This window comes from Mesorhizobium sp. M4A.F.Ca.ET.022.05.2.1, from assembly GCF_003998845.1.
GTDB lineage: Bacteria > Pseudomonadota > Alphaproteobacteria > Rhizobiales > Rhizobiaceae > Mesorhizobium.
Genome location: NZ_RZOJ01000061.1, coordinates 1 through 22255, shown reverse-complemented (window position 1 = coordinate 22255; position 22255 = coordinate 1). Strand labels below are relative to the sequence as shown.

The window sequence follows — 22255 nt, the reverse complement described above, 5'->3', positions numbered from 1 at the left end:
TCGTTCTGCTGGTCGGGGGCCTTCTGGTGCGGCTTGGCGGGGGTGGCGAGCACTTCCGGATTGACGAAATGGCCGCGCCGCTCGCGCGCCACCAGAAAGCCCTGGTCGACCAGTTGCTGGAAGGCGAGCACCACGGTGCCGCGGGCGACGCCCAGTTTCTCGGCCAGGATGCGGCAGGACGGAAGCGGCATGGAAGCGGCGATCTGCCGGTCCAGAATGGCGGCGACGATCGCCTGGCGGATCTGCGCCTGCAGGGTCTGGCCGGATTCAGCCGAAATCCGGAACAGGCCGGACCATATGGCCGTGTCGTTGCGCTGTGGCATGGAAGGGTTTCCTCGATGGCCAGCTTTTTGTGCTTGGCTGGACCAGTCGAGTGTAGGGGTGGCACAAGGGGTTGCGCCAATCAATTTTTCTGATCGCTGGGATTTATGCCAGTGATCCATTGCGCGACGCGCAGCGTCGTCGCAGCGTCGCGGCCTACCTGTTGGTGAGCAACGCGCAGCGTCGTCGCATCCTCCGTCGCCGGGTATCCAAGGCCTCATCAAAGCGTGATGCAGTGCGGCAATGCCGCCCTTGAATGAAATGGAATCGGCTCGATAGAATGTCGCGACGACATGCGCCGGAAACATCCGGCCTGTTAACATAGGTTCAAAAACCCGCCAGGAGCCCGCATTGGATCAATCAACCTTCGACAAGCAAGTCGTCGCCTTGCGCGAACATCGCGCGGCGGCCAAAGGCACCATGCGTGAAGCTTTCGCGGCTGATCCCAAACGCTTCGCGACGTTTTCCGCCACCGACGGCGATCTCCTGCTTGACTGGTCGAAATGCGCGGTCGACGCCGACACGATGGCGATGCTGGAGAAGCTCGCCGGAGCCGCTGATCTGGCGGGTCGCCGCGCCGCCATGTTCGAAGGCAGGAAGATCAATATCACCGAAGGCCGCGCCGTGCTGCACACCGCGCTTCGCAACCTGGCCGGCAAGGGCGTCGTGGTCGATGGCCAGGATACCAAGGCCGAGGTTCTCGCCGTTCTCGACGCCATGGGCGCCTTCGCCGATGCCATCCGCTCCGGCAAGGCGGCCGGCGCCACCGGCAAGAAGATCACCGACGTCGTCAACATCGGCATTGGCGGTTCCGACCTTGGCCCGGTGATGGCGACGCTGGCGCTGGCGCCCTACCACGATGGCCCGCGCGCGCACTATGTCTCCAACATCGACGGCGCCCATATCCACGACACGCTGAAGGACCTGTCGGCCGAAACCACTTTGTTCATCGTCGCCTCCAAGACCTTCACCACGGTCGAGACGATGACCAATGCCGAGGCGGCGCGCCGATGGGTGGAGAAGGCGCTGGGCAAGGAAGCCGTCGGCAAGCATTTCGCCGCCGTCTCGACCGCGCTCGACCTAGTGGCGAAGTTCGGCATCGCGTCCGATCGCGTGTTCGGCTTCTGGGACTGGGTCGGCGGCCGCTATTCGGTCTGGAGCGCGATCGGCCTGCCGGTGATGATCGCCATCGGCCCGCGCAATTTCCGCGCCGTCCTCGACGGCGCCCACGAGATGGACGAGCACTTCCGCTCGGCACCCCTGCAGAAGAACCTGCCGGCGCTGCTGGGGCTGATCGGCTGGTGGCACCGGGTCGTCTGCCGATATCCGGCCCGCGCCGTGATCCCTTACGACCAGCGGCTCTCCAGGCTGCCGGCCTATCTGCAGCAGCTTGATATGGAATCGAACGGCAAGAGCGTGACGCTGGACGGCGGCGCGGTCACCACGCCGACCGGCCCGCTGGTCTGGGGCGAGCCCGGCACCAACGGCCAGCACGCCTTCTTCCAGCTGCTGCACCAGGGCACCGATTTCATCCCGGTCGAATTCCTTGCCGCCGCTGTCGGCCACGAGCCGGAGCTGAAGCACCATCACGATCTCCTGCTCGCCAACTGCCTGGCGCAGTCGGAAGCCTTCATGAAGGGCCGCACGCTGGAGGAGGCGCGCGCGCAGATGCTGGCCAAGGGCATGAAGCCGGCCGACGTCGACAGGATCGCCCCGCACCGGGTTTTCTCCGGCGACCGCCCCTCTGTGACCATTCTCTACCGCAAGCTTGATCCGCGCACCTTCGGCCGCCTGGTCGCGCTCTACGAGCATCGCGTCTTCGTCGAGGGCACGCTGTTCAACATCAATTCCTTCGATCAGTGGGGCGTCGAACTCGGCAAGGAACTGGCAACCGGCCTGCTGCCTGTCGTGGAAGGCAAGGAGAATGCCGCAAAGCGGGATGCCTCGACTGCAGGTCTGGTGGGACACATTCACCGATTGCGCGGATCGGAGTGACAGGCTTGGCGGAGATCAAAGGCATATTGTTCGACAAGGACGGAACGCTTGTCGATTTCAACGCGACATGGCTCGGCATTGCCGACTTCATGGCCATGGATGCCGCCGAGGGCGACCGCTGGAAGGCAGACAGGCTGCTCGCGGCAGCCGGCTTCGATTTCCTCAGCAAGCGCTTCAAGCCCGATTCGATCTTCGCCTCCGGCACCAACATGGATGTCGTCGAACTCTGGTTCCCGCGCCTCTCCGAGGAGGACCAGATGCTTGCCGTGGCCCGTTTCAACGAGATCACCTCCGTGCAGGGCTCCAGCATGGCGGTGGCGCTGCCGGGCATCGTCGAGACGTTGGCCGTCCTGCACAGGCGATCCTACCGGCTTGGCGTCGCCACCAACGATTCGACCAGCGGCGCGGAAAAGACGCTGGTGACGCTCGGCGTGGCGCAGCTTTTCGACGCCGCCTATGGCTATGATTCGGTGGCCAGGCCGAAGCCGGCGCCGGACACCATCCTCGCCTTCTCCGACCTGACCGGGCTGAAGCCGGCCGAGATCGCCATGGTCGGCGACAATCGCCACGATCTCGAAATGGCGCGGGCCGGCGGCTGCGGGCTGGCGGTCGGCGTGCTCTCCGGCACAGGCACGCGGGAATCGCTGTCGGCGATCGCCGATGTCGTGCTCAATTCGGTTGCCGATCTGCCCGATTTTCTGGCCGCGCGGGTCAAGGAGACGATCTGACCGTCTCGAAGGAGAAGACCCCGCTCGGCCTCGACGCCGTGCCTTTCGCATCGCCGAAGTCCGGTACCTTATATTCGGCAAGCAGTTTGAGCCGCGACAGCGGCAGATCGGCGCGGCGCGGATCGCCGACCAGCACCTCGATGCCGGCGGCGAGGCAGCGGTCGAGGAAGGGGATCACCCGCCGGGCCACTTCGTGCCCGTAGAACACGTCGCCGGCAAGCACCAGGTCGACCGCCGGTGGCGGCCCGGCGGTGATGTCTTCGCCGACCACCGTGATCGCGACGCCGTTTGCCGTGGCGTTGAGGCCGAGCGCGACGAGGCCGTTGCGGTCGATCTCCGCGGCAATCACCGCGCGCGCTCCGGCCTTCGCCGCGGCGATGCCGACCAGGCCCGAGCCGGCGCCGAGGTCGAGCACGCGGCGCCCCGCAACCGCTTGCGGCCGGTCGAGTATGTAACGGGCAAGGACGGTGCCGCCGGCCCAGGCATAGGCCCAATAGGGCGGCTGCGGCTCTGGCGCCGCAGCGTCCCCGTCGTCACCGTCCGGATCGACGAGCCGCCGCAGCCCGCTGCCGGGATGGGCGCTGTAGATTTCGATCTCGGGAAGCGCGGCGACGGGCGCAAGGCGCATGTTCGCCTTGATGAAGGCCGTTGGATCGGGGCGCGTGGCCGCCATCTCCCCGCCGGCAGGATGATCGTTCAAGGTCGAGCCTAGCCGCGCAGCGCCCGCCGCAGGATCTTGCCCACCGGCGTCTTCGGCAGCTCCGTGCGGAACTCGATATATTTGGGCCGCTTGTAGCCGGTAAGGTTTTCGCGGCAGTAGGCGGTCAGCGTCTCGATCGTCAGCGCGGGATCCTTCCGGACCACGAACAGCTTCGGCACTTCGCCGGAATGCTCGTCCGGCACGCCGATCGCCGCCACTTCGAGCACGCCCGGATGCTGGGCCACGACCTCCTCCAACTCGTTCGGATAGACGTTGAAGCCGGAGACCAGGATCATGTCCTTCTTGCGGTCAACGATCTTGGTGTAGCCGCGCTCGTCCATGAAGCCCATGTCGCCGGACTTGAAGAAGCCGTCCTTGGTCATCACCTTGGCGGTCTCGTCCGGCCGGTTCCAGTAGCCCGCCATCACTTGCGGCCCGCGGATGCAGATCTCGCCGACTTCGCCGAGCGGCACATTGTTGCCGTCGTCGTCGCGGATGGCGATCTCGGTCGACGGCAGCGGCAGGCCGATCGTGCCGGTGAAGTCGCCGCCACTGAACTTGTTGGCGGTCGCCACCGGCGAGGTTTCCGAAAGCCCGTAGCCTTCGGTGACGGGACAGCCGGTCAGCGCCTTCCAGCGCTCGGCCACACCCTTCTGCACTGCCATTCCGCCGCCCAGCGTCAGGATCAGCGGCTTGAAGTCGAGCTTGCGGAAATCCTCATTGTTGAGCAGCGCGTTGAACAGCGTGTTGAGGCCCGGGAAAATGTGGACCGGGTATTTCTCCAATTCCTTGACGAAGCCTGGAATGTCGCGCGGATTGGGGATGAGCACGTTCTGCGCGCCCTGCTGCATGCCCATCAGCGCGTTCACCGTCAGCGCGAAGATATGGTAGAGCGGCAGCGCGCAGATGAAATTGGGATGCGCCGGCTTCGGCTTCACCGCATAGGCGTCCTGCAGCCAGAGCGCGTTCTGCGCGACATTGGCAAGTACATTGGAATGCAAGAGGATCGCGCCCTTCGAGACCCCGGTGGTGCCGCCGGTATATTGCAGGAAGGCGATGTCGTCGGCGCTGACGCTGGCGGGCTTGAAGGCGAGGCCGGCGCCGGCCTTCAGGGCGGCGTTGAACTTGACGTGGCCCGGCAGCGACCAGGCCGGCACCAGCTTCTTCACCCGGCGCACGACGAAGTTGACGAGCGTCCCCTTGAGGCCGCCAAGCATGTCGCCCATCGCGGCGACCACGACGTGCTTGACCGAGGTCTTGGCGATCACCGCCTGCAGCGTGTTGGCGAAATTCTCGAGGATGACAATCGCCTGCGCGCCGGAATCCCTGAGTTGGTGCTCCAGTTCGCGCGGCGTGTAAAGCGGGTTGACGTTCACCACCGTGAAGCCCGCGCGAAGCACCGCCATCATCGCCACCGGATATTGCAGCACGTTCGGCATCATCAGCGCCACGCGCGCGCCCTTCTGCAGGCCCTTCGACTGCAGATAGGCGCCGAAGGCGGCCGACTGCCGCTCGAGCTCGGCATAGGTGATGGCCTTGCCCATGCAGACGAAGGCCGGCTGGCCGGCAAACTGCTTGCAGGCGCCGACCAGGAAGTCGCCGATCGAGCCGTAGGGCAGGGGGCCGATTTCGGCCGGCATGTTCTTTGAATAGCTTGCCAGCCACGGCTTTTCCGGCAGCCCGGCGGCAAGCTCCGTCAGCGCCTTAGGCAACCTCTTGGCCGGCGCCGGCTTCGCTGCCGGCGCTGGCGAGATCGCTTTTGTCGGAACTGCCTTCGCGGCCGGCTTTGCGGCAGCGGGCTTTGTTGCAGCGGACTTGGCGGCAGCCGGCTTGGCCGCTGCTCGAGCTTTCGTCACAGCAGGCTTGGCGGCCTTTCCGGCGCCAGCCTTAGCCTGTGGTTTTGCGGTGTCCTTCACAGGGGCGGCTGCCTTCGAAGCGGCCTTCGTCTTGGCCGGAGCCGTCGTCTTTGCTGCCTTCGCCACCCTGTCCCTCCCGTCGTCGTTCACTCGTGCCGCGCCGCCTCTGAATGACAGGAGCGTCCTCCGCCGCAATCGTTGCGGATTCCTCAGGAAATCCAGCGTGCCGTCTATGTATTGCGACTATCCTCGGCCATGCAAGTCTTGCCCTTGCGGCAGAACGGGAAAGATTTGCCGTCGAAATCCTTTTCTTCTCCGCTACCCGTAACGCATCTTCCCGAGCAGCGCCCATGCGAAGGAAGGCCGCGCCGCGTCGATTTCGCGAGAGCGCCGATCAATAAAAAAATGCGGTCGTTAACATTATCGTGAGCGGAAAAATCTGCTAATTTTTTCTGTCATTTTAGGAGATTGCGGATTCTTTTCCTGCTTCCCGTGGGGTACGCAAACGGGGTGTTCCAAAGCCAGAAAAACGGTGCTTATATGCGCGCTTCGCGAGCCTGCTAGAGGGGCTTGGCAGAACATCAGGGAGTGCTCAATGAAAAAGAAACTGACTTTTGCAGCCGCGTTGCTGGCTGCAAGCGTCCTCGGTGGCGTGGCCAACGCCAAGACGCTGGTCTATTGCTCGGAAGCATCGCCGGCCAATTTCGACCCGGGTACGACGACGGGCGGTAACGATTTCGACGCCTCTTCGCGCACCGTCTATTCGCGCCTTGTCGAATTCAAGCATGGCGGTACCGAGATCGAGCCCGGCCTCGCCGACAAGTGGGAAATCTCGGACGACGGCCTGGTCTATACTTTCCACCTGCATCCGGGCGTGAAGTTCCAGACCACCGACTATTTCAAGCCGACCCGCGATCTCAATGCCGATGACGTCGTCTTCTCCTTCGACCGTCAGTTCAACAAGGAAAATCCCTGGAACGGCGAGAAGTACCTGCCGAACCTGACCTGGGATTACTACACCGGCATGGACATGCCGAAATACGTCGCCAAGTGGGAAAAGGTCGATGATCTGACCGTCAAGCTGACGCTGACCGAGCCGAACGCGCCGATGCTGGCCAACCTCGGCATGGACTTCGCCTCGATCGTGTCGAAGGAATACGCCGATCAGCTCGCGAAGGACGGCAAAATGGCCGACTTCTCGACCAAGCCGATCGGCACCGGGCCGTTCCAGTTCGTCGACTACCAGCTGGATTCGGTCATCCGCTACGCGGCCAACCCCGACTATTTCAAGGGCAAGGAAAAGATCGACGATCTCGTCTTCGCCATCACGCCCGACGCCACCGCGCGCATCCAGAAGGTGCTGGCCGGCGAATGCGACGTCGCGCCCTATCCGAACCCCGCCGACATTGGCACGATCAAGGCCAACCAGGACGTCAACCTGCTCGACCAGGCCGGACTGAACATCGGCTACATGAGCTACAACACGACGATCCCACCGCTGGACAAGCCCGAGGTTCGCCACGCGCTGAACCAGGCGATCGACCGGGAGGCGCTGATCAAGTCGCTGTTCCAGGATGCCGGCGCCACGCCGGCCCAGAACCTGATCCCGCCGACCATGTGGTCGTGGAACAAGGACGTGAAGTTCGATTCCTATGATCCGGAAGCGGCCAAGAAGGTGCTCGCCGACGCCGGGCTGAAGGAAATCCAGCTCTGGGCGTCCGACCGCGTTCGTCCGTACAACCCGAACTTCCAGCGCGCCGCCGAACTGATCCAGGCCGACTGGGCCAAGGTCGGCGTTAAGGCCGAGATCGTCAACTACGAGTGGACGAAGTATCGCGAGGAAGGCAAGAAGAAGGAGCGCCCCGGCGCCTTCCAGATCGGCTGGACTGGTGACAATGGCGATCCGGACAACTTCTTCGCCACCCTCTTCGCCTGCTCGGCAATCGGCGTCTCGAACTACTCGAGCTGGTGCGACAAGGACTTCGAGGACCTGATCCAGAAGGCCAAGAAGACCAGCGACCAGGCCGAGCGCACCAAGCTCTACGAGCAGGCCCAGGTTGTCTTCCAGAAGCAGGCCCCGGCCTTCCTCCTGGCCCACAGCCAGGTCTATGCGGTTGTGCGCAAGAATGTCAGCGGCTTCATGATGGACCCGCTAGGCATCCACCGCTTCGACGGCACCGACAAGGCCGAATAGAACTCTAGAGCGGGCGGCGCCGTACGGCGCCGCCCCTTTTTCAAGATGCTCCGATATCTTCTCAACAAAATCGCGCTTCTGATCCCGACGCTGGTCGGCATCACCATCTGTGCCTTCGCCTTCGTCAGGCTGCTGCCCGGCGACCCCATCCTCGCCATGGCCGGCGAGCATGGCGTGACGCCGGCGCGCTACGAAGAGCTCAAGGAACAGTTCGGCTACAATCTGCCGATCTGGCAGCAATATGCGCGCTACGTCGGCGAGGTCGCCACCGGCGATTTCGGTGTTTCCATCTCCTCCAAGCGGCCGGTTATCGAGGAGTTCAAGACGCTCTTCCCGGCGACGCTGGAGCTCTCCTTCTTCGCCATGATCTTCGCCATGGTGCTCGGCATCCCGGCCGGCATCTTCGCAGCGGTCAAGCGTGGCTCGTGGTTCGACCAGTCGCTGATGGGCACAGCCCTTGTCGGCTATTCGATGCCGATCTTCTGGTGGGGCCTGCTGCTGATCATCTTCTTCTCCGGCTATCTCGGCTGGACGCCGGTCTCCGGCCGCATGGGCCTGCAGTTCTTCTTCAAGCCGATCACCGGGTTCATGACCATCGACAGCCTGATCTATGGCAAATGGGATGCCTTCCGCTCGGCGCTCAGTCATCTCGTCCTGCCGGCGGTCGTTCTCGGCACCATCCCGCTGGCGGTGATCGCCCGCCAGACGCGCTCGGCCATGCTCGAGGTGCTGGGCGAGGACTATGTCCGCACCGCGCGCGCCAAGGGCCTGTCGTCGGCACGCGTCATCGGCGTGCATGCCTTGCGCAACGCGCTGATACCGGTGGTCACCACCATCGGCCTGCAGGTCGGCACGCTGCTTGCCGGCGCCATCCTCACCGAGACCATCTTCGCCTGGCCGGGCATCGGCAAGTGGATGGTCGATTCGATCTTCAAGCGCGACTACGTCGTCGTGCAGTCAGGCTTGCTTTTGATCGCCCTCATCGTCATGGCCGTGAACCTGATCGTCGACGTGCTCTATGCCGTCATCAACCCGCGCATCAGGGCTGCATGATGAGCCAGTCGACCGAAATCGCCCCGATGGCCAGCGGCAGTCCGGACCGCCTCACCGGCTTCAGGACTTTCTGGCACTATTTCTCGGTGAACCGCGGCGCCGTTATCGGCCTGTTCGTCTTCATCCTTTTGGTTCTGGCGGCGCTCTTCGCGCCGCTGCTCGCGCCCTATGCGCCCGACGTTCAGGATAAGACCGCGTTTCTGAGGCCTCCGGCGTGGCAGAACGGCGGCAGTGCTCAGTATCTGCTCGGCACTGATGCGGTCGGACGCGACATCCTCTCGCGCCTGCTCTACGGCGCGCGCTTCTCGCTGCTCATCGGCGCGGTGGTGGTGACTTTGGCGCTCACCGGCGGCATCACGCTCGGCCTGCTGGCCGGCTATTTCCGTGGCTGGGTCGACGTTGCGATCATGCGCGTCATGGATCTGATCCTGGCCTTCCCGTCGCTGCTGCTCGCGCTGGTGCTGGTCACCATCCTCGGCCCCGGCCTGTTCAATGCGATGCTGGCGATCTCGCTCGTGCTGCAACCGCATTTCGCCCGCCTGGTGCGCGCCGCGGTGATGGCCGAGAAGAGCCGCGAATACGTCGTGGCCGCCAGGGTTGCCGGCGCCGGGCATCTCCGCCTGATGCTCGCCACCATCCTGCCCAACTGCCTGGCGCCGCTGATCGTCCAAGGCACCCTGTCGTTCTCCAACGCCATCCTCGAGGCTGCCGCCCTCGGCTTCCTCGGCCTCGGCGCCCAGCCGCCGACGCCCGAATGGGGCACCATGCTCGCCTCGGCGCGCGAGTTCATCCTGCGCGCCTGGTGGGTGGTGACGTTCCCCGGTCTTGCCATCCTGATCACAGTGCTTGCCATCAACCTGATCGGTGACGGCCTGCGCGACGCGCTCGATCCGAAGCTCAGGAGGTCGTGATGGCGCTGCTCGACATCCAGAATCTCGTCGTCGAGTTCCAGACCGCATCCGGTCCGTTCCGCGCCGTCGACGGCGTCTCGCTCCATGTCGATGAGCGCGAGGTGCTCGCCATTGTCGGCGAATCCGGCTCCGGCAAATCGGTGTCGATGCTGGCGGTGATGGGGCTGCTTCCCTGGACGGCCACGGTCACCGCGGATCGCATGAGTTTTGCCGGCCGTGATCTCCTGAAGCTGAGTTCCGCCGAACGGCGCAAGATCGTCGGCAAGGATATGTCAATGATCTTCCAGGAGCCGATGGCCAGCCTCAATCCCTGCTTCACCATCGGTTTCCAGATCGAGGAAGTGCTGCGCTTCCATATGGGCATGGACCGGGCCCAGCGCCGGGCGCGCGCCATCGAGCTCCTGAAGCAGGTCGGCATTCCCGAGCCGGCGGAGCGGCTGAACTCCTTCCCGCACCAGATGTCGGGCGGCCAGTGCCAGCGCGTCATGATCGCGATTGCCATTGCCTGCAATCCGAAGCTCTTGATCGCCGACGAGCCGACGACGGCGCTCGACGTCACCATCCAGAAGCAGATCCTCGACCTGCTGGTCTCGCTGCAGGCCAAATATGGCATGGGCCTGATCATGATCACCCACAATATGGGCGTGGTGGCCGAGACCGCCGACCGCGTCATTGTCCAGTACAAGGGCCGCAAGATGGAAGAGGCCGACGTGCTGTCGCTGTTCGAGAGCCCGAAGAGCAACTACACGCGCGCGCTGCTCTCTGCGCTGCCGGAGAACGCCGTCGGCGACCGCTTGCCGACCGTCTCCGACATGCTGTTCGAACCGGCGCCCGAGGGGGCAAGTACCGGAGCCGCCTCATGAGCACCAGGGTCGTCGAAGGCAAGAACATCGTGCGCGACTACCATGTCGGTGGCGGCCTGTTCCGCGGCGCGCGCACGGTGCATGCGGTCAAGGGCGTCTCCTTCAGCGTCGACAAGGGCAGGACGCTTGCCATCGTCGGCGAAAGCGGCTGCGGCAAGTCCACGCTCGCCCGCATCATCACGCTGATCGATCCGGCGACGTCGGGCGAATTGTTCATCGACGGCAACAAGGTCGACATTGCCAGGGACGGTTTGTCGAAGGAGATGCGCCGCAAGGTGCAGATCGTCTTCCAGAATCCGTATGGCTCCCTCAACCCGCGCCAGAAGATCGGCGACGTGCTCGGCGAGCCGCTGCTGATCAACACCGACAAGCCGGCCGAGGAACGCCGCGACCTGGCCATGAAGATGCTGAAGAAGGTCGGCCTCGGACCCGAGCACTACAACCGCTATCCGCACATGTTCTCCGGCGGCCAGCGCCAGCGCATCGCCATTGCCCGCGCGCTGATGCTGAACCCCAGCCTGCTGGTGCTGGACGAGCCGGTCTCGGCGCTCGACCTTTCTGTGCAGGCGCAGGTGCTCAATTTGCTGGCCGACCTGCAGGACGAGTTCCAATTGACCTATGTCTTCATCAGCCACGACCTGTCGGTGGTGCGCTACATCGCCGACGACGTCATGGTGATGTATTTCGGCGAGGCGGTCGAATACGGCCCGCGCGACGAGGTCTTTGCAGACCCCAAGCACAGCTACACCAAGACGCTGTTCGCCGCGACGCCGCGCGCCGATGTCAGTTCGATCAAGGCAAGGCTGGCCAAGAAGAAGGCGGCCTGACTCCAAGCGCCGTGGCCAAGCCGATCATGACAGCTTGGCTACGATCGCGCGCAGCGCTTCGCCGAAACGATGCACTTCTTCCACCGTGTTGTAGTGCACCAGCGAGGCGCGGACGGCGCCGCTGTCCATCGACAGGTTGAGCCGGCTCATCAGCCGTGGCGCGTACATATGGCCGTCGCGGATGCCGATCTGCATCACCGCCATCTCCTCGACGATCCTCTGCGGTGACAGCTTGCCGATGTTGAAGCAGAAGGTCGGCACGCGCTCATGGATGCGGGCTTCGTCGGCCACGCCGTAGATCGTGGCGCCGCAGTCCTTCAGTACCTTCAGCATCTCGCGCGCCAGCGTCAACTCATAGTCACGGATGGCGTTCATGCCGGCGACGATGTTGTCGCGGCGCGAGCGGTTGTTCTCGGCGAGGAAATTGCGGCCGACCGATTCCAGATAGCGCACGGCCGCGTCCATGCCGGAGACATTCTCGTAGATGAAGGTACCGGCCTCGACCTTGTAGGGGGGCTCATCGGGGATGAAATCCTCGCGGAAGGTCGGCAGCCGCTTCAGCGTTTCGAAGCGGCCCCAGAGAAAACCCATATGCGGCGAGAAATTCTTGTAACCGGAGCAGACGAGGTAGTCGCAGTCCCAAGCCTGCACGTCGATCAGGCCATGCGGACCGTAATGCACGCAGTCGAGGAACACTTCCGCGCCGGCGGCATGCGCGATCTTGGCCACCGAGGCGACGTCGACGATCGAGCCGATCGAATGCGCCGTCACCGTGCAGGCGACGAGCCGGGTGCGGTCCGAGACCAGCGGCTTGAGATCGTCGACATGCAGATTGCCGTCCTCGCGCATGCGCCACCATTTGAACTTCGCGCCGGCCTGCTCCAGCGCCAGCCAAGTGGCGATATTGGCGTCGTGGTCCATGTCGGTGATGACGATCTCGTCCCGCTTCGCGAGCATCTGGCCGATGCCGAGGCTGACCAGGCGGATGAACGAGGTGGCGTTCATGCCGAAGCAGATTTCCGACGGGCTGTAGGCGTTGATCAAAAGCGCCACGCTCTCGCGCGCCTCGGCGACCGACTGGTCGACGGTGACGCTGCGGCCGTAGCGGCCGCCGCGCTGGACATTGTGTCCGACCAGATGGTTGGTCACCGCGTCGAGCACGCTTTGCGGGATCTGCGCGCCGGCGGCATTGTCCATGAAGATGAAGTCGCCGGCCTGTCGCAAGGCGGGGAACATCGCGCGGATCTTCTCGACCGGGAACGAAACAGCGCCGTCCTGCGCCTTCGAGATATGGTGTTGGTTCACGGACGTCTCCTTCAGTTCATCGATGTCGTTCGAGGTGGGATCAGTGCGCGCCGGACTGGGCCTTGCCGCGCTCTTCGAGGTAGCCGACCAGCCGCACCAGCGGCCACAGGAAGGCGAGATATATGATTGCGGCGCCGATCAGCGGCGTCGGATTGGCCATCAGCGCCTGCGCGTCGGTCGCCTGCTTCAGAAGGTCGGGCATCGCCACCACCGAGGCCAGCGCGGTGTCCTTGAACACCGAGACGCAGTTGCTGGTCAGCGGCGGGATGACGACACGGATCGCCTGCGGCAGGATCACCTTGCGCATGGCGACCCAGAACGGCAGGCCGAGCGCTGCGGCAGCCTCGAACTGGCCCTTGGGGATGTTCTCGATGCCGGCGCGGCAGACTTCCGCCGTGAAGGCGGCAAGCACCAATGACAACGCAAGGGCCGCCGAAACGAAGGACGACAGGCGGATGCCGACGAAGGGCAGGGCGTAGTAGATCAGGATCAGCACCACCAGGATCGGGAGCGCGCGGAAGATGTCGATGTAGAGGATGGCCAGCCGCCTTAGCGGCTTCGGCGCATAGAGCCGCATTAGGCAGATCGCCAGCCCGGCGATGGTGCCGAAGACGATTGCGGCGCAGCCGAGCAGGATAGTGTTGCCGAGCCCGCGGATTAGGATCGGAAACGATCGGACGAGGATGCTCCAGTTGAAGAAGGTGTCGATCAGTTCCATCGGCGTCACCGTCAAGGCAATGCCAAGCCCGCGCTTTCGCGGGCCTGGACGGATGGGAATCGGAGAGCGCCGGCCTTGTCACCGACACTCTCGCGAACGGCTATAATTAGCCGGCTTATTGCGGGATTGGCCCCGGCGCCACCGTGCTGGTGCCGGCTTCCGGATCGACGCCGAACCACTTTTTGTGGATCGCGGCCATGGTGCCGTCCTTCTTCATCGCGGTGATCGCGTCGTTGACCTTTTCGAGCAGGGGGTGGCCCTTCTTGGTCATCATCGCAAAGCGCTCGCCGGTCGGGATGCGCACCAGGATCTTCAGCGCTGGCATCTGCTTGATGGCGAACAGGAAGCCGGCGAGCTCGCCGGCGCCGCCGTCGATGCGGCCGTTCTGCACGTCAAGCAGCAGATCCTGCTGGGCGTTGTAGCTCTTGGTTTCGGCAACGCCGAGCTTGGCGGCGTTTTCCTTCATGTAGGCTTCGCCGGTCGAGCCGGCGATGACGCCGATGGTCTTGCCCTTGAGGTCGTCGAGTGTCTTGATGGTCGAATCCGCCTTGCCGACGATGGTGCCGTCGCTGTCGTAGTAGGCCTGGGTGAAGCCCTGGTTCTGCAGGCGCTCCTTGGTGATCGAGATCGACGACACGGCGAAGTCGATGCGGCCGGAAGCTGTCGCCGCGAACAGCGCCTGGAAGCCGAGATCCTGGAACTCGACCTCGGCGCCGATGCGCTTGGCGACGTCGTTGGCGACATCGATCTCAAAACCCTCGAAGCCGCCGGAATCGGTCTTGTATTCCCATGGCGGGTTGGCGGGGTAGGCGCCGACCATGATCTTGTCGGCGAAGGCGGGTGTGGCGAAGGCGATGCCGGCTGCGATGACCACGCCAATCAGTCCTAGACGTTTGAGCATGTTGCTTCCCTCTGGTTCGGCCACTTCGCGTGGCGCATTTCCTGATCCGCCCCTTCCAGCATCCAGCTCCCGGACGCCGCAGGCGAGGCGGCGCCTGAAATCAGGATGCGCGGCGCTGGCGTGAGCCGATCAGGTCTTGCAGCCGCGCAATCAGCGCCCCGACGGCCTCGTCCGCCGTGACCATGCCGGGCGACAGCCTGAGCGTCGTGCCGCGGGCGTCGCAATAGAGCCGCTCATCGCGCAGTGTCGCGACGAGCTTCGCCGCCTCGACGCCTTGCGGCAGGCCGATCATCACGCTGCCGCCGCGCGCATTGGCATCCAGCGGTGAACGGATCGCCCAGCCATTGTCCAGCGCTGCGCCGATGATGCGCCCTGTAATCACCGCATTGCGCGCGCGTATGGCATCGATGCCGGTGTCCTCGACCCATTGCAGGCCGGGCAGCGAGGCGACGCTGGCCAGGATCGCCGGCGTGCCGTGGTCGAAGCGGCGCGCGTCGCTTGCGTAGCTGAAAGCGTCGAGATCCCAGGAGAACGGATTCGGCTGGCTGAACCAGCCGCGCAGCTCCGGCCGGCATGTCGAAAGAAGGTCGGGAGCGACTTGCAAAATGCCGGCGCCGGAAGAGCCGCACAGCCACTTAAGCGATGTCGAGACGACGAAATCGACCGGCGTCTCTGCCACCGAGAAGGGCACCACGCCGACCCCTTGCGTGATGTCGACCCCGACGATGCTGCCCATCGCCTGGCCATGCGCCGCGAGCTTCGCCACATCGCAGCGGTGCGAGGCCGTCGAGGTCACGAAGGTGATGAGCGCCAGCCCGACATCTTCCTGCCAGCGGGCGACGAAATCCTCGTCGCGAACCCAGCTTTCGCCAGGCCTGAGCGGCACGGTGTCGAGCGTGAAATTGAAACGTTGGGCCAAGCCTGCCAGCAGGAAATGCAGGCTCGGAAAACAGTCGGCGGCAACCAGCACGCGCTTTCCCGCCAGACGCTCGGAGGGCAGGGCGCCGATCAGGCTGTAGAGCGCCGAGGTGACGTTCTCGGCGGTGGTCAGCGTGCCCTGCGGTGCGTCGATCAGCCTGATCCAGGTGTCGATGAAGCGTTGCCGCGCGGCAAGCGCGGCCGGCCACTGGCCGTCGTCTTCCGCCGACCAGATGGCAGAGAAGTCCGCCAGTGCGGCGGCCATGCTCTCGCCCTTGCCGGGGAAGGTGCCGATCGAATGGTAGAGAAAATAGCCGGACATCTTCTGTCTCGCTCCTTGTGATCATGTGATCACAAAACGAAACGAGGATCAATCCTTTAAGGCTAAAGAAAAGCGGCAAGGTGCCAAAAAGCAGCCGATTGCTTTGGTCCAGCGCGGCCGCGACAGACCTTCTCTGTCTTTGGGTCAGCCCAACGCTGAGGAAGATCAGGAAGCTTTGCCGAAACCGGTGAAGTCGACCGTCTTGGGCTCTGGCACATCGGGGCAGATGGCGCGCAGCGTCATCTGCGTCGCCGTGATGTCCGCCACCACCTCGTCGCGGGCGCGGGCAAAGTCCTTGTCCTTCAGCGCGGCAATGATCGCGACATGCCTGCCCGAGGGCTCCATCGTTCCGGCGCGCATCAGCGGCGCCACGTGGTTGGACAACAGCCGCATATAGGGGCCGAAGCGCAGCCACAGCGTTTCGATCAATTGAAACAGCACGTCCGAGCCCGAGGCGCGGTAGATGATGAAATGGAACTGCTGGTTCTTGGCGATCAGCTCATAGATGCTGCCGTCGCGGCCGATCGCCTGCTGGTCGTCGGTGATGCGCTGCAGGCTGTCGATCTCGACCGTCGTCAGCCGCGGCGCGCCGAGTTCGGCCGCCAGCCCCTCGACGGCGAGACGGGCCCGGCAAAGGTCGTCGAGCCGCGCCCGCGTGACGACCGGCACGCAGGCCGAGCCGTTCTGTGAGATCTCCAGCGCGTTTTCCGCCGCCAGCCGCCGCAAGGCCTCGCGCACCGGCATGTTCGAGGTGCCGAAGGCCTCGGCCAGCGCGGCGATGGTCAGCACCTGTCCCGGATCGAAGCTGCCGACCATCAAGGCATGGCGGAGCTGTTGGTAGACGCCATCCTGGACGGTGATGCGTCCCGATACGGGTTCGAAGCCCAGAGCCACGGTTTTGCTTTCCTCAGATGCCGGCAGAAGCTATGTGCGATGCCCGAGTGCGCCCGCCGAAGCAAGCGTGATCATCTGATCACAGTTTGTGTTTAGAGCCAAGCGGCGGTTCGAATAGTCAAGGCGATGATCTCTGATCGAATCGGGCCCATGCCTTCAAACGTCAGCGCGAGTTTTCGGCGCGCCGGTCGACCTGGCGCAATTCACTCCGGAATAACAGCCGTCGCCTGGATCTCCACCTTGGCGCGGTCCTCGACCAGCGCCACGACCTGCATGGCCGCCATGGCCGGGAAGTGGCGGCCGATGACGGCGCGGTAGGCCTCGCCGATGCCCTTGAGATTGGCGCGATACTCGGCCTTGTCGGTGAAATACCAGGTCATCGAGGTGATGTGATGCGGCTCGCCGCCCGCCTCGGCCAGCACGGCGACGATGTTGGCGAGCGTCTGGCGTACCTGGCCGACGAAATCGTCGGTCTCGAACCGGCACTCGGCATTCCAGCCGACCTGGCCGCCGACGAACACCAGCCGGCCGCGCGCGGCGACGCCGTTGGCGTAACCGATGGGCTTTGCCCAGCCTTCCGGCTGCAGGATGGTGTGCATGACTAGACTCCCCCTAATCGAAATGCGGGCTGCGGGACATTCATCAGTCTCACGCCGCCCCCATGACCTGTCGCGCGATCACCACTTTCTGCACGTCGGATGCTCCCTCGTAGATGCGCAGCGCACGGATCTCGCGATAGAGGCTTTCGACGATGTGATCCTTGCGCACCCCGTCGCCGCCATGCAGCTGCACGGCCGCGTCGATCACCTCCTGTGCGCGGTCGGTTGCGAACAGTTTGGCCATCGCCGCCTCGCGGGTCACGCGTGGGGCCCCCATGTCCTTGGTCCAGGCGGCGCGGTAGACGAGAAGCGCCGCGGCATCGACATCCAGCGCCATGTCGGCGATGTGGCCCTGCACCATCTGCAGGTCCGCCATCGGCGCGCCGAACAGTTCGCGCTCTGCGGCGCGACTGACGCTCTCGTCCAGGGCACGACGGGCAAAACCGAGTGCCGCGGCACCCACGGTCGAGCGGAACACGTCGAGCACCGACATGGCGATGCGAAAGCCGTCACCGGGCTTGCCGATCAGCGCGGAAGCGGGGACGCGGGCGTTGTCGAACGACAGTCGCGCCAGCGGGTGTGGGGCGATCGTCTCCAGCCGCTCGGCGATGCTCAGGCCTTCGGTCTCGGCCGGCACGATGAAGGCCGAAATCCCCTTGGCGCCAGGCGCCTCGCCGGTGCGGGCGAAGACGATGTAGAGATCGGCGATGCCGCCATTGGAAATCCAGGTCTTCTCGCCGGTCAGCAGATAATCGTCGCCATCGCGCGTGGCCGTCATTTCCATGTTGGCGACGTCCGATCCGGAGCGCGGCTCCGACAGCGCGAAGGCCGAGATCGCCTTGCCGGCCCGCGTCTTGCCCAGCCAATGCTGTTGGTCCGGCGTGCCGAACAGGCTGAGCGCGCCGGTGCCGAGCCCTTGCATGGCGAAGGAAAAGTCGGCCAGCCCGTCATGGCGGGCAAGTGTCTCGCGCGTGATGCAGAGCGTGCGCACGTCGAGCGGTCCGGGATTGTCCGTGTCGAGCGCCGTCGGCTTCAGCCAACCGTCACGGCCGAGCTTCGCCACCAGCTCCCGGCAGGCGGCGTCGACATCGTGATGGTCGACCGGCAGGTTCTTCGCGCACCAGGCGTCGAGCTGGTCGGCGAGCTGGCGATGGCGCTCCTCGAAGAAGGGCCAGTTGAGGAAGGAACGGTCAGACATGTTTGCCTCCGCAGTTCTGCGAGGTCTGTGCTCTACGGCGCCCCCCTCTGTCCTGCCGGACATCTCCCCCTCTTGGGGGGAGATCAGCTGTCATGTCGGCTTTCGCCAATCGCCAAAGCCGCAAGAATGAGCGGGGCGCCGAAACCGCCAATCTCCCCCCTTGAGGGGGAGATGTCCGGCAGGACAGAGGGGGGTGCTGTCCCGCCAACGTGTCCAACAATCCGCCCATCTCAATTCCCCTCGAACACAGGCTTTTCCTTTGCGACGAACGCCTTGTAGGCGCGCTCGAAATCAGCTGTCTGCATGCAGATCGCCTGCGCCTGCGCTTCCGCCTCGATCGCCTGGTCGAGCCCCATCGACCATTCCTGGTTGAGCTGCGTCTTGGTGATGCCATGCGCGAAGGTCGGGCCGGAGACGATGCGTGCCGCCAGGTCGAGCGCGTCGGCCTCGAGTGCGGTCGACTCCACCAGCCGGTTGTAAAAACCCCAGCGCTCGCCTTCGGCCGCGCTCATGGTGCGGCCGGTGTAGAGCAGCTCCGCGGCGCGGCCCTGGCCGATGATGCGCGGCAGGATCGCGCAGGCGCCCATGTCGCAGCCGGCAAGACCGACGCGGGTGAACAGGAAGGCGGTCTTGGCTTCCGGCGTGGCGATGCGGATATCGGAGGCCATGGCGACGATGGCGCCGGCGCCGACCGCCACGCCGTCGACAGCGGAAATGATCGGCTTGCCGCAGTTGAGCATCGCCTTGACGAAGTCACCAGTCATGCGGGTGAAGGCGAGCAGCGCCTTCATGTCCATCTTGACCAGCGGTCCGATGATGTCGTGGACATCGCCGCCCGAGCAGAAATTGCCGCCATTGGGCAGGAACACGACGGCGTCGATATCGTCGGCGTAGACGAGATCGCGAAACGTGTCGCGCAACTCGGCATAACTGTCGAAGGTTAGCGGGTTCTTGCGCTCGGGACGGTCGAGCCGGACCTTCGCGACCTTGCCTTCCACATCCCAGAGGAAGTGCTTCGGCTTGAGGTTGGCCATGGCGCTCATTCGCGTCCCTCCCAGTTGCTGCGGAACGAAGTCAGCATGCCGGTCAGCCGGCGCGCCTCTTCCTCGCTGACAGTGCCGAGCAGCTCACCGACCCAGCTTTCATGCGCGGCGGCGATCTCGGCGAAGGCCCTCGACCCTTCCTCGGTCAGTCGCACCATCGAGGTGCGGCGGTCGCCATTGCGGCGCGCCCGAGCCACCAGCCCTTCCGACACCAGCCGGTCGACGATGCCTGTGACATTGCCGTTCGACACCAGCAGGAAGCGCGACAGGTCGCTCATCAGCATCCCCTCCTGCGACCGGTAAAGCGCCGCCATCACGTCGAAGCGCGGCAGCGTGGTGTTGAATTCCTTCTTCAGCCGCTCGCGCAGCTCCGCCTCAATCGTGCGCGAGGCGCGCAGCAGGCGGATCCACAGCCGTAGCCGCTCCTTGCCGGAGCCGGATCGGGTGGGCAACGGACCGGCTACCATGTCTCGCCTCCCGAGATCGAGATCGTCTGCCCGGTGATCGAGCGGGCGGCGTCGCCGCACAGCCACAGCACGGCTTCCGCCACTTCTTCCGGTTGAATGAAACGTCCTTGCGGGTTCGTCGCCGCCAGGCTTGCCCGCGCTTCGTCTGCCGACCGCCCGGTCTTGTCCACGATGCGCTGGATGGACTCCTCCAGCATGTCGGTCTCGACGAAGCCCGGACAGACGGCATTGACGGTGACGCCGGACTTGGCGGTCTCGGTGGCCAGCGCCCGCATCAGCCCGACGACGCCGTGCTTGGCCGCGACGTAAGGGGCCACATAGGCATAGCCCTTGAGGCCAGCGGTGGAGGCGATGAAGACGATGCGGCCCGACTTCCGCGCCAGCATGCCGGACAGCGCCGGCTTCACCGTCAGGAAGGCGCCAGTGAGGTTGACGTCGATCGTGCGCTGCCAGTCGGCCAGCGAAATCTTGTGCGCCGGCGTACTGCCGGCCATGCCGGCATTAGCGACCACGATGTCGAACGGTCCGCGCGCGGCCTCCGCTTTTTCGTAGAGGGAAACCATCGACGCCTCATCGGTGACATCGGCGGCGACGCCCGCGATGCGCGGGCTTTCCTTGCCCACTTCGGCAAGGGCTGCCTCACGTCGCCCGCAGATGGTGACGTTGACGCCGGCGCCGGCGAGCGCCAGCGCGATCGCCCGTCCGACGCCTGAACCACCGCCGGTGACCAAGGCATGCCTGGCCGTGGTTTTTGCGGTGGAGGTCATACCTTCAACCCCGCCGCCGCTTCGCGCTGGGCCAGCCGGTAAAGCTGGTCGCGGCCGGGCAGATAGGGATCCGGCCATTTGACGCCGCGGTCGCCGAGCGCCACCGCTGCATGCAGCGTCCAGTAGGGATCGGTGAGATGCGGCCGGGCCAGCGCGACGAGATCGGCGCGGCCCGCCATCAGGATCGAGTTGACATGGTCCGGCTCATAGATGTTGCCGACGGCCATCGTCGCCATGCCGACCTCGTTGCGGATTCGGTCGGAGAACGGTGTCTGGAACATGCGGCCATAGACTGGTTTTGCCGCGATCGAGGTCTGCCCGGCCGACACGTCGCAGAGATCGACACCGGCCTCGTGCAGCAGTTTTGCGATTTCGACCGCGTCGGCAGGTGTGACGCCCTCGATACCGACCCAGTCATTGGCCGAGATGCGCATCGAGATCGGCTTTTCCGAGGGCCACACGGCACGCACCGCGCGGAAGATCTCCAGCGGATAGCGCATACGGTTTTCCAGCGAGCCGCCATACTCGTCGGTGCGCCGGTTGGTCAGTGGCGTGATGAATGAGGACAAGAGATAGCCATGCGCGGCATGGATTTCCAGCATGTCGAAGCCGCAGCGGGCTGCCATCTCGGTGGAGGCGACGAACTCACCGCGCACCCTGTCCATGTCGGCGCGGTCCATCGCCTTCGGCACCTGGTTCTCGGGCGACCACGCCACGGCCGACGGCGCCATCACCGGCCAGTTGCCGGAGGGCAGCGGCACGTCGGTTCCCTGCCAGCCGACGCGGGTCGAGCCCTTGGCGCCGGAATGGCCGATCTGGGCGCAGATTTTTGCCTCGGTCTCGGTGTGGACGAAGTCGACCAGGCGCTTCCAGGCCACCTCGTGTTCCGGCGCGTAGAAGCCGGGGCAGCCGGGCGTAATGCGGCCTTCGGGACTGACGCAGGTCATCTCGATGTAGAGCAGCCCGGCGCCGCCCTTGGCGCGCTCCGCGTAGTGCGAAAAATGCCAGTCGGTTGGGCAGCCGTCGACGGCCTTGTACTGCGCCATCGGAGACACGACGATGCGGTTGTTGAGCGCCATGCCGCGTAGCTTGAATGGCGCAAACATCGGTGCCCGGCGCAGCCTGTTGCCGCCGGCGCCGGCCTGGTGCTGGAACCATTCCTCGGCGCCGCCCAGCCACTCGGCGTCGCGCAGCCTCAGATTTTCGTGACTGATGCGCTGCGAGCGGGTCAGCAGCGAGTAGTTGAACTGCACCGGGTCGAGGCCGAGATAGCGCTCGACCTCCTCGAACCATTCCAGCGAATTGCGTGCCGCCGACTGCAGTTTCAGCACCTCGGTGCGACGAGCATCCTCATATTTGCGGAACGCCGCTTCGAGGTCGGGCTCGGACTCGACATAGTCGGCCAGCGCGACGGCGCTCTCCAATGCCAGCTTGGTGCCGGAGCCGATCGAGAAATGCGCCGATGCGGCCGCGTCCCCCATCAGCGCCAGATTCTCAAACGACCAGCGCTCGCACAGCACGCGCGGGAAATTGATCCAGGCCGAACCGCGTATGTGGTTGGCGTTGGTCATCAGCGCATGGCCGCCGAGATGCTTTTCGAAGATGCGCTCGCAGACCGCGATCGATTCCTGTTGCGACATCGCGCCGAAGCCGAAGCGCCCCCATGTCTGTTCGC

General features: G+C 64.7%; 21 protein-coding genes. 7 read left to right on the top strand and 14 right to left on the bottom strand.

The annotated features are described in order from the left end of the window. A partial coding sequence (locus tag EN745_RS09975; protein WP_145992002.1) for a winged helix-turn-helix domain-containing protein occupies nt 1-323 on the bottom strand: 323 nt, incomplete at its 3' end. Nucleotides 324-672: 349 nt separating this feature from the next. Between EN745_RS09975 and pgi the strand changes: the two genes are divergently transcribed. Beyond that, nucleotides 673-2316 (top strand): glucose-6-phosphate isomerase, encoded by a 1644-nt coding sequence (pgi, locus tag EN745_RS09970; protein ID WP_127421177.1) that lies wholly within the window; start codon nt 673-675, stop codon nt 2314-2316. A 5-nt stretch (nt 2317-2321) separates the two neighbouring features. Next, nucleotides 2322-3044 (top strand): HAD family hydrolase, encoded by a 723-nt coding sequence (locus tag EN745_RS09965; protein WP_127282841.1) that lies wholly within the window; start codon nt 2322-2324, stop codon nt 3042-3044. On the opposite strand, the gene EN745_RS09960 is transcribed toward EN745_RS09965, so the two are convergent. Continuing rightward, nucleotides 3028-3717 (bottom strand): 50S ribosomal protein L11 methyltransferase, encoded by a 690-nt coding sequence (locus tag EN745_RS09960; RefSeq protein ID WP_127421176.1) that lies wholly within the window; start codon nt 3715-3717, stop codon nt 3028-3030. The two genes, EN745_RS09965 and EN745_RS09960, sit on opposite strands and share 17 nt — an antisense overlap. A 35-nt stretch (nt 3718-3752) precedes the next feature. Next, nucleotides 3753-5726 (bottom strand): long-chain fatty acid--CoA ligase, encoded by a 1974-nt coding sequence (locus EN745_RS09955; protein WP_127421175.1) that lies wholly within the window; start codon nt 5724-5726, stop codon nt 3753-3755. 469 nt (nt 5727-6195) lie between these two features. Here EN745_RS09955 and EN745_RS09950 point away from each other — a divergent pair, with 469 nt between their 5' ends. From EN745_RS09950 to EN745_RS09930, 5 genes are read left to right on the top strand one after another with little or no spacing between them, the layout of a single operon-like run. Then, nucleotides 6196-7794 carry an ABC transporter substrate-binding protein gene (locus tag EN745_RS09950; RefSeq protein ID WP_126056744.1) on the top strand — a complete coding sequence of 533 codons (1599 nt, stop codon included), beginning with the start codon at nt 6196-6198 and terminating at the stop codon, nt 7792-7794. Between the two features lie 45 nt (nt 7795-7839). Beyond that, nucleotides 7840-8847 (top strand): ABC transporter permease subunit, encoded by a 1008-nt coding sequence (locus EN745_RS09945; protein WP_127421174.1) that lies wholly within the window; start codon nt 7840-7842, stop codon nt 8845-8847. Between the two features lie 26 nt (nt 8848-8873). After that, nucleotides 8874-9758: an ABC transporter permease subunit gene (locus EN745_RS09940; RefSeq protein WP_245487684.1), complete on the top strand. Its 885-nt coding sequence runs from the start codon at nt 8874-8876 to the stop codon at nt 9756-9758. Beyond that, nucleotides 9758-10621: an ABC transporter ATP-binding protein gene (locus tag EN745_RS09935; RefSeq protein ID WP_127421172.1), complete on the top strand. Its 864-nt coding sequence runs from the start codon at nt 9758-9760 to the stop codon at nt 10619-10621. The genes EN745_RS09940 and EN745_RS09935 overlap by 1 nt, the downstream gene beginning before the upstream one ends. Then, nucleotides 10618-11448, top strand: a complete 831-nt coding sequence (locus tag EN745_RS09930) for a dipeptide ABC transporter ATP-binding protein (RefSeq protein ID WP_127421171.1) — start codon at nt 10618-10620, stop codon at nt 11446-11448. Before EN745_RS09935 ends, EN745_RS09930 begins: the two co-directional genes overlap by 4 nt. 24 nt (nt 11449-11472) lie before the next feature. Here EN745_RS09930 and EN745_RS09925 read toward each other — a convergent pair whose 3' ends face one another. The 11 genes from EN745_RS09925 to EN745_RS09870 all read right to left on the bottom strand — a co-directional run. Then, nucleotides 11473-12753 carry a cysteine desulfurase-like protein gene (locus EN745_RS09925; RefSeq protein ID WP_281033516.1) on the bottom strand — a complete coding sequence of 427 codons (1281 nt, stop codon included), beginning with the start codon at nt 12751-12753 and terminating at the stop codon, nt 11473-11475. Nucleotides 12754-12793: 40 nt separating this feature from the next. Next, a complete protein-coding gene (locus tag EN745_RS09920; protein WP_126056739.1) occupies nt 12794-13471 on the bottom strand; it encodes an amino acid ABC transporter permease in 678 nt (225 codons plus the stop codon). A gap of 115 nt (nt 13472-13586) precedes the next feature. Beyond that, the gene (locus tag EN745_RS09915) at nt 13587-14372 is read right to left on the bottom strand and encodes an ABC transporter substrate-binding protein (protein WP_127405613.1); all 786 of its coding nucleotides are present in this window, start codon (nt 14370-14372) and stop codon (nt 13587-13589) included. A gap of 100 nt (nt 14373-14472) precedes the next feature. Continuing rightward, nucleotides 14473-15612, bottom strand: a complete 1140-nt coding sequence (locus tag EN745_RS09910) for an aminotransferase class V-fold PLP-dependent enzyme (protein WP_127421170.1) — start codon at nt 15610-15612, stop codon at nt 14473-14475. A 165-nt stretch (nt 15613-15777) separates the two neighbouring features. Then, nucleotides 15778-16506 (bottom strand): GntR family transcriptional regulator, encoded by a 729-nt coding sequence (locus EN745_RS09905; protein WP_127406302.1) that lies wholly within the window; start codon nt 16504-16506, stop codon nt 15778-15780. Between the two features lie 203 nt (nt 16507-16709). Next, complete coding sequence (locus EN745_RS09900) at nt 16710-17105, bottom strand: RidA family protein (RefSeq protein WP_127406303.1); 396 nt, start codon at nt 17103-17105, stop codon at nt 16710-16712. Nucleotides 17106-17154: 49 nt separating this feature from the next. Further along, nucleotides 17155-18303, bottom strand: coding sequence for an acyl-CoA dehydrogenase family protein (locus EN745_RS09895; protein WP_127406304.1), 1149 nt, complete (start codon nt 18301-18303; stop codon nt 17155-17157). A 230-nt stretch (nt 18304-18533) separates the two neighbouring features. Beyond that, a complete protein-coding gene (locus EN745_RS09885; protein ID WP_127406305.1) occupies nt 18534-19346 on the bottom strand; it encodes an enoyl-CoA hydratase family protein in 813 nt (270 codons plus the stop codon). Then, nucleotides 19343-19813, bottom strand: a complete 471-nt coding sequence (locus EN745_RS09880) for a MarR family transcriptional regulator (RefSeq protein ID WP_127406306.1) — start codon at nt 19811-19813, stop codon at nt 19343-19345. Before EN745_RS09880 ends, EN745_RS09885 begins: the two co-directional genes overlap by 4 nt. Continuing rightward, on the bottom strand, nt 19807-20580 hold the full coding sequence (locus tag EN745_RS09875; protein WP_127406307.1) for an SDR family NAD(P)-dependent oxidoreductase: 774 nt from the start codon (nt 20578-20580) through the stop codon (nt 19807-19809). The genes EN745_RS09880 and EN745_RS09875 overlap by 7 nt, the downstream gene beginning before the upstream one ends. Further along, a partial coding sequence (locus tag EN745_RS09870) for a bifunctional salicylyl-CoA 5-hydroxylase/oxidoreductase (RefSeq protein ID WP_127421169.1) occupies nt 20577-22255 on the bottom strand: 1679 nt, incomplete at its 5' end. The genes EN745_RS09870 and EN745_RS09875, both read right to left, overlap by 4 nt.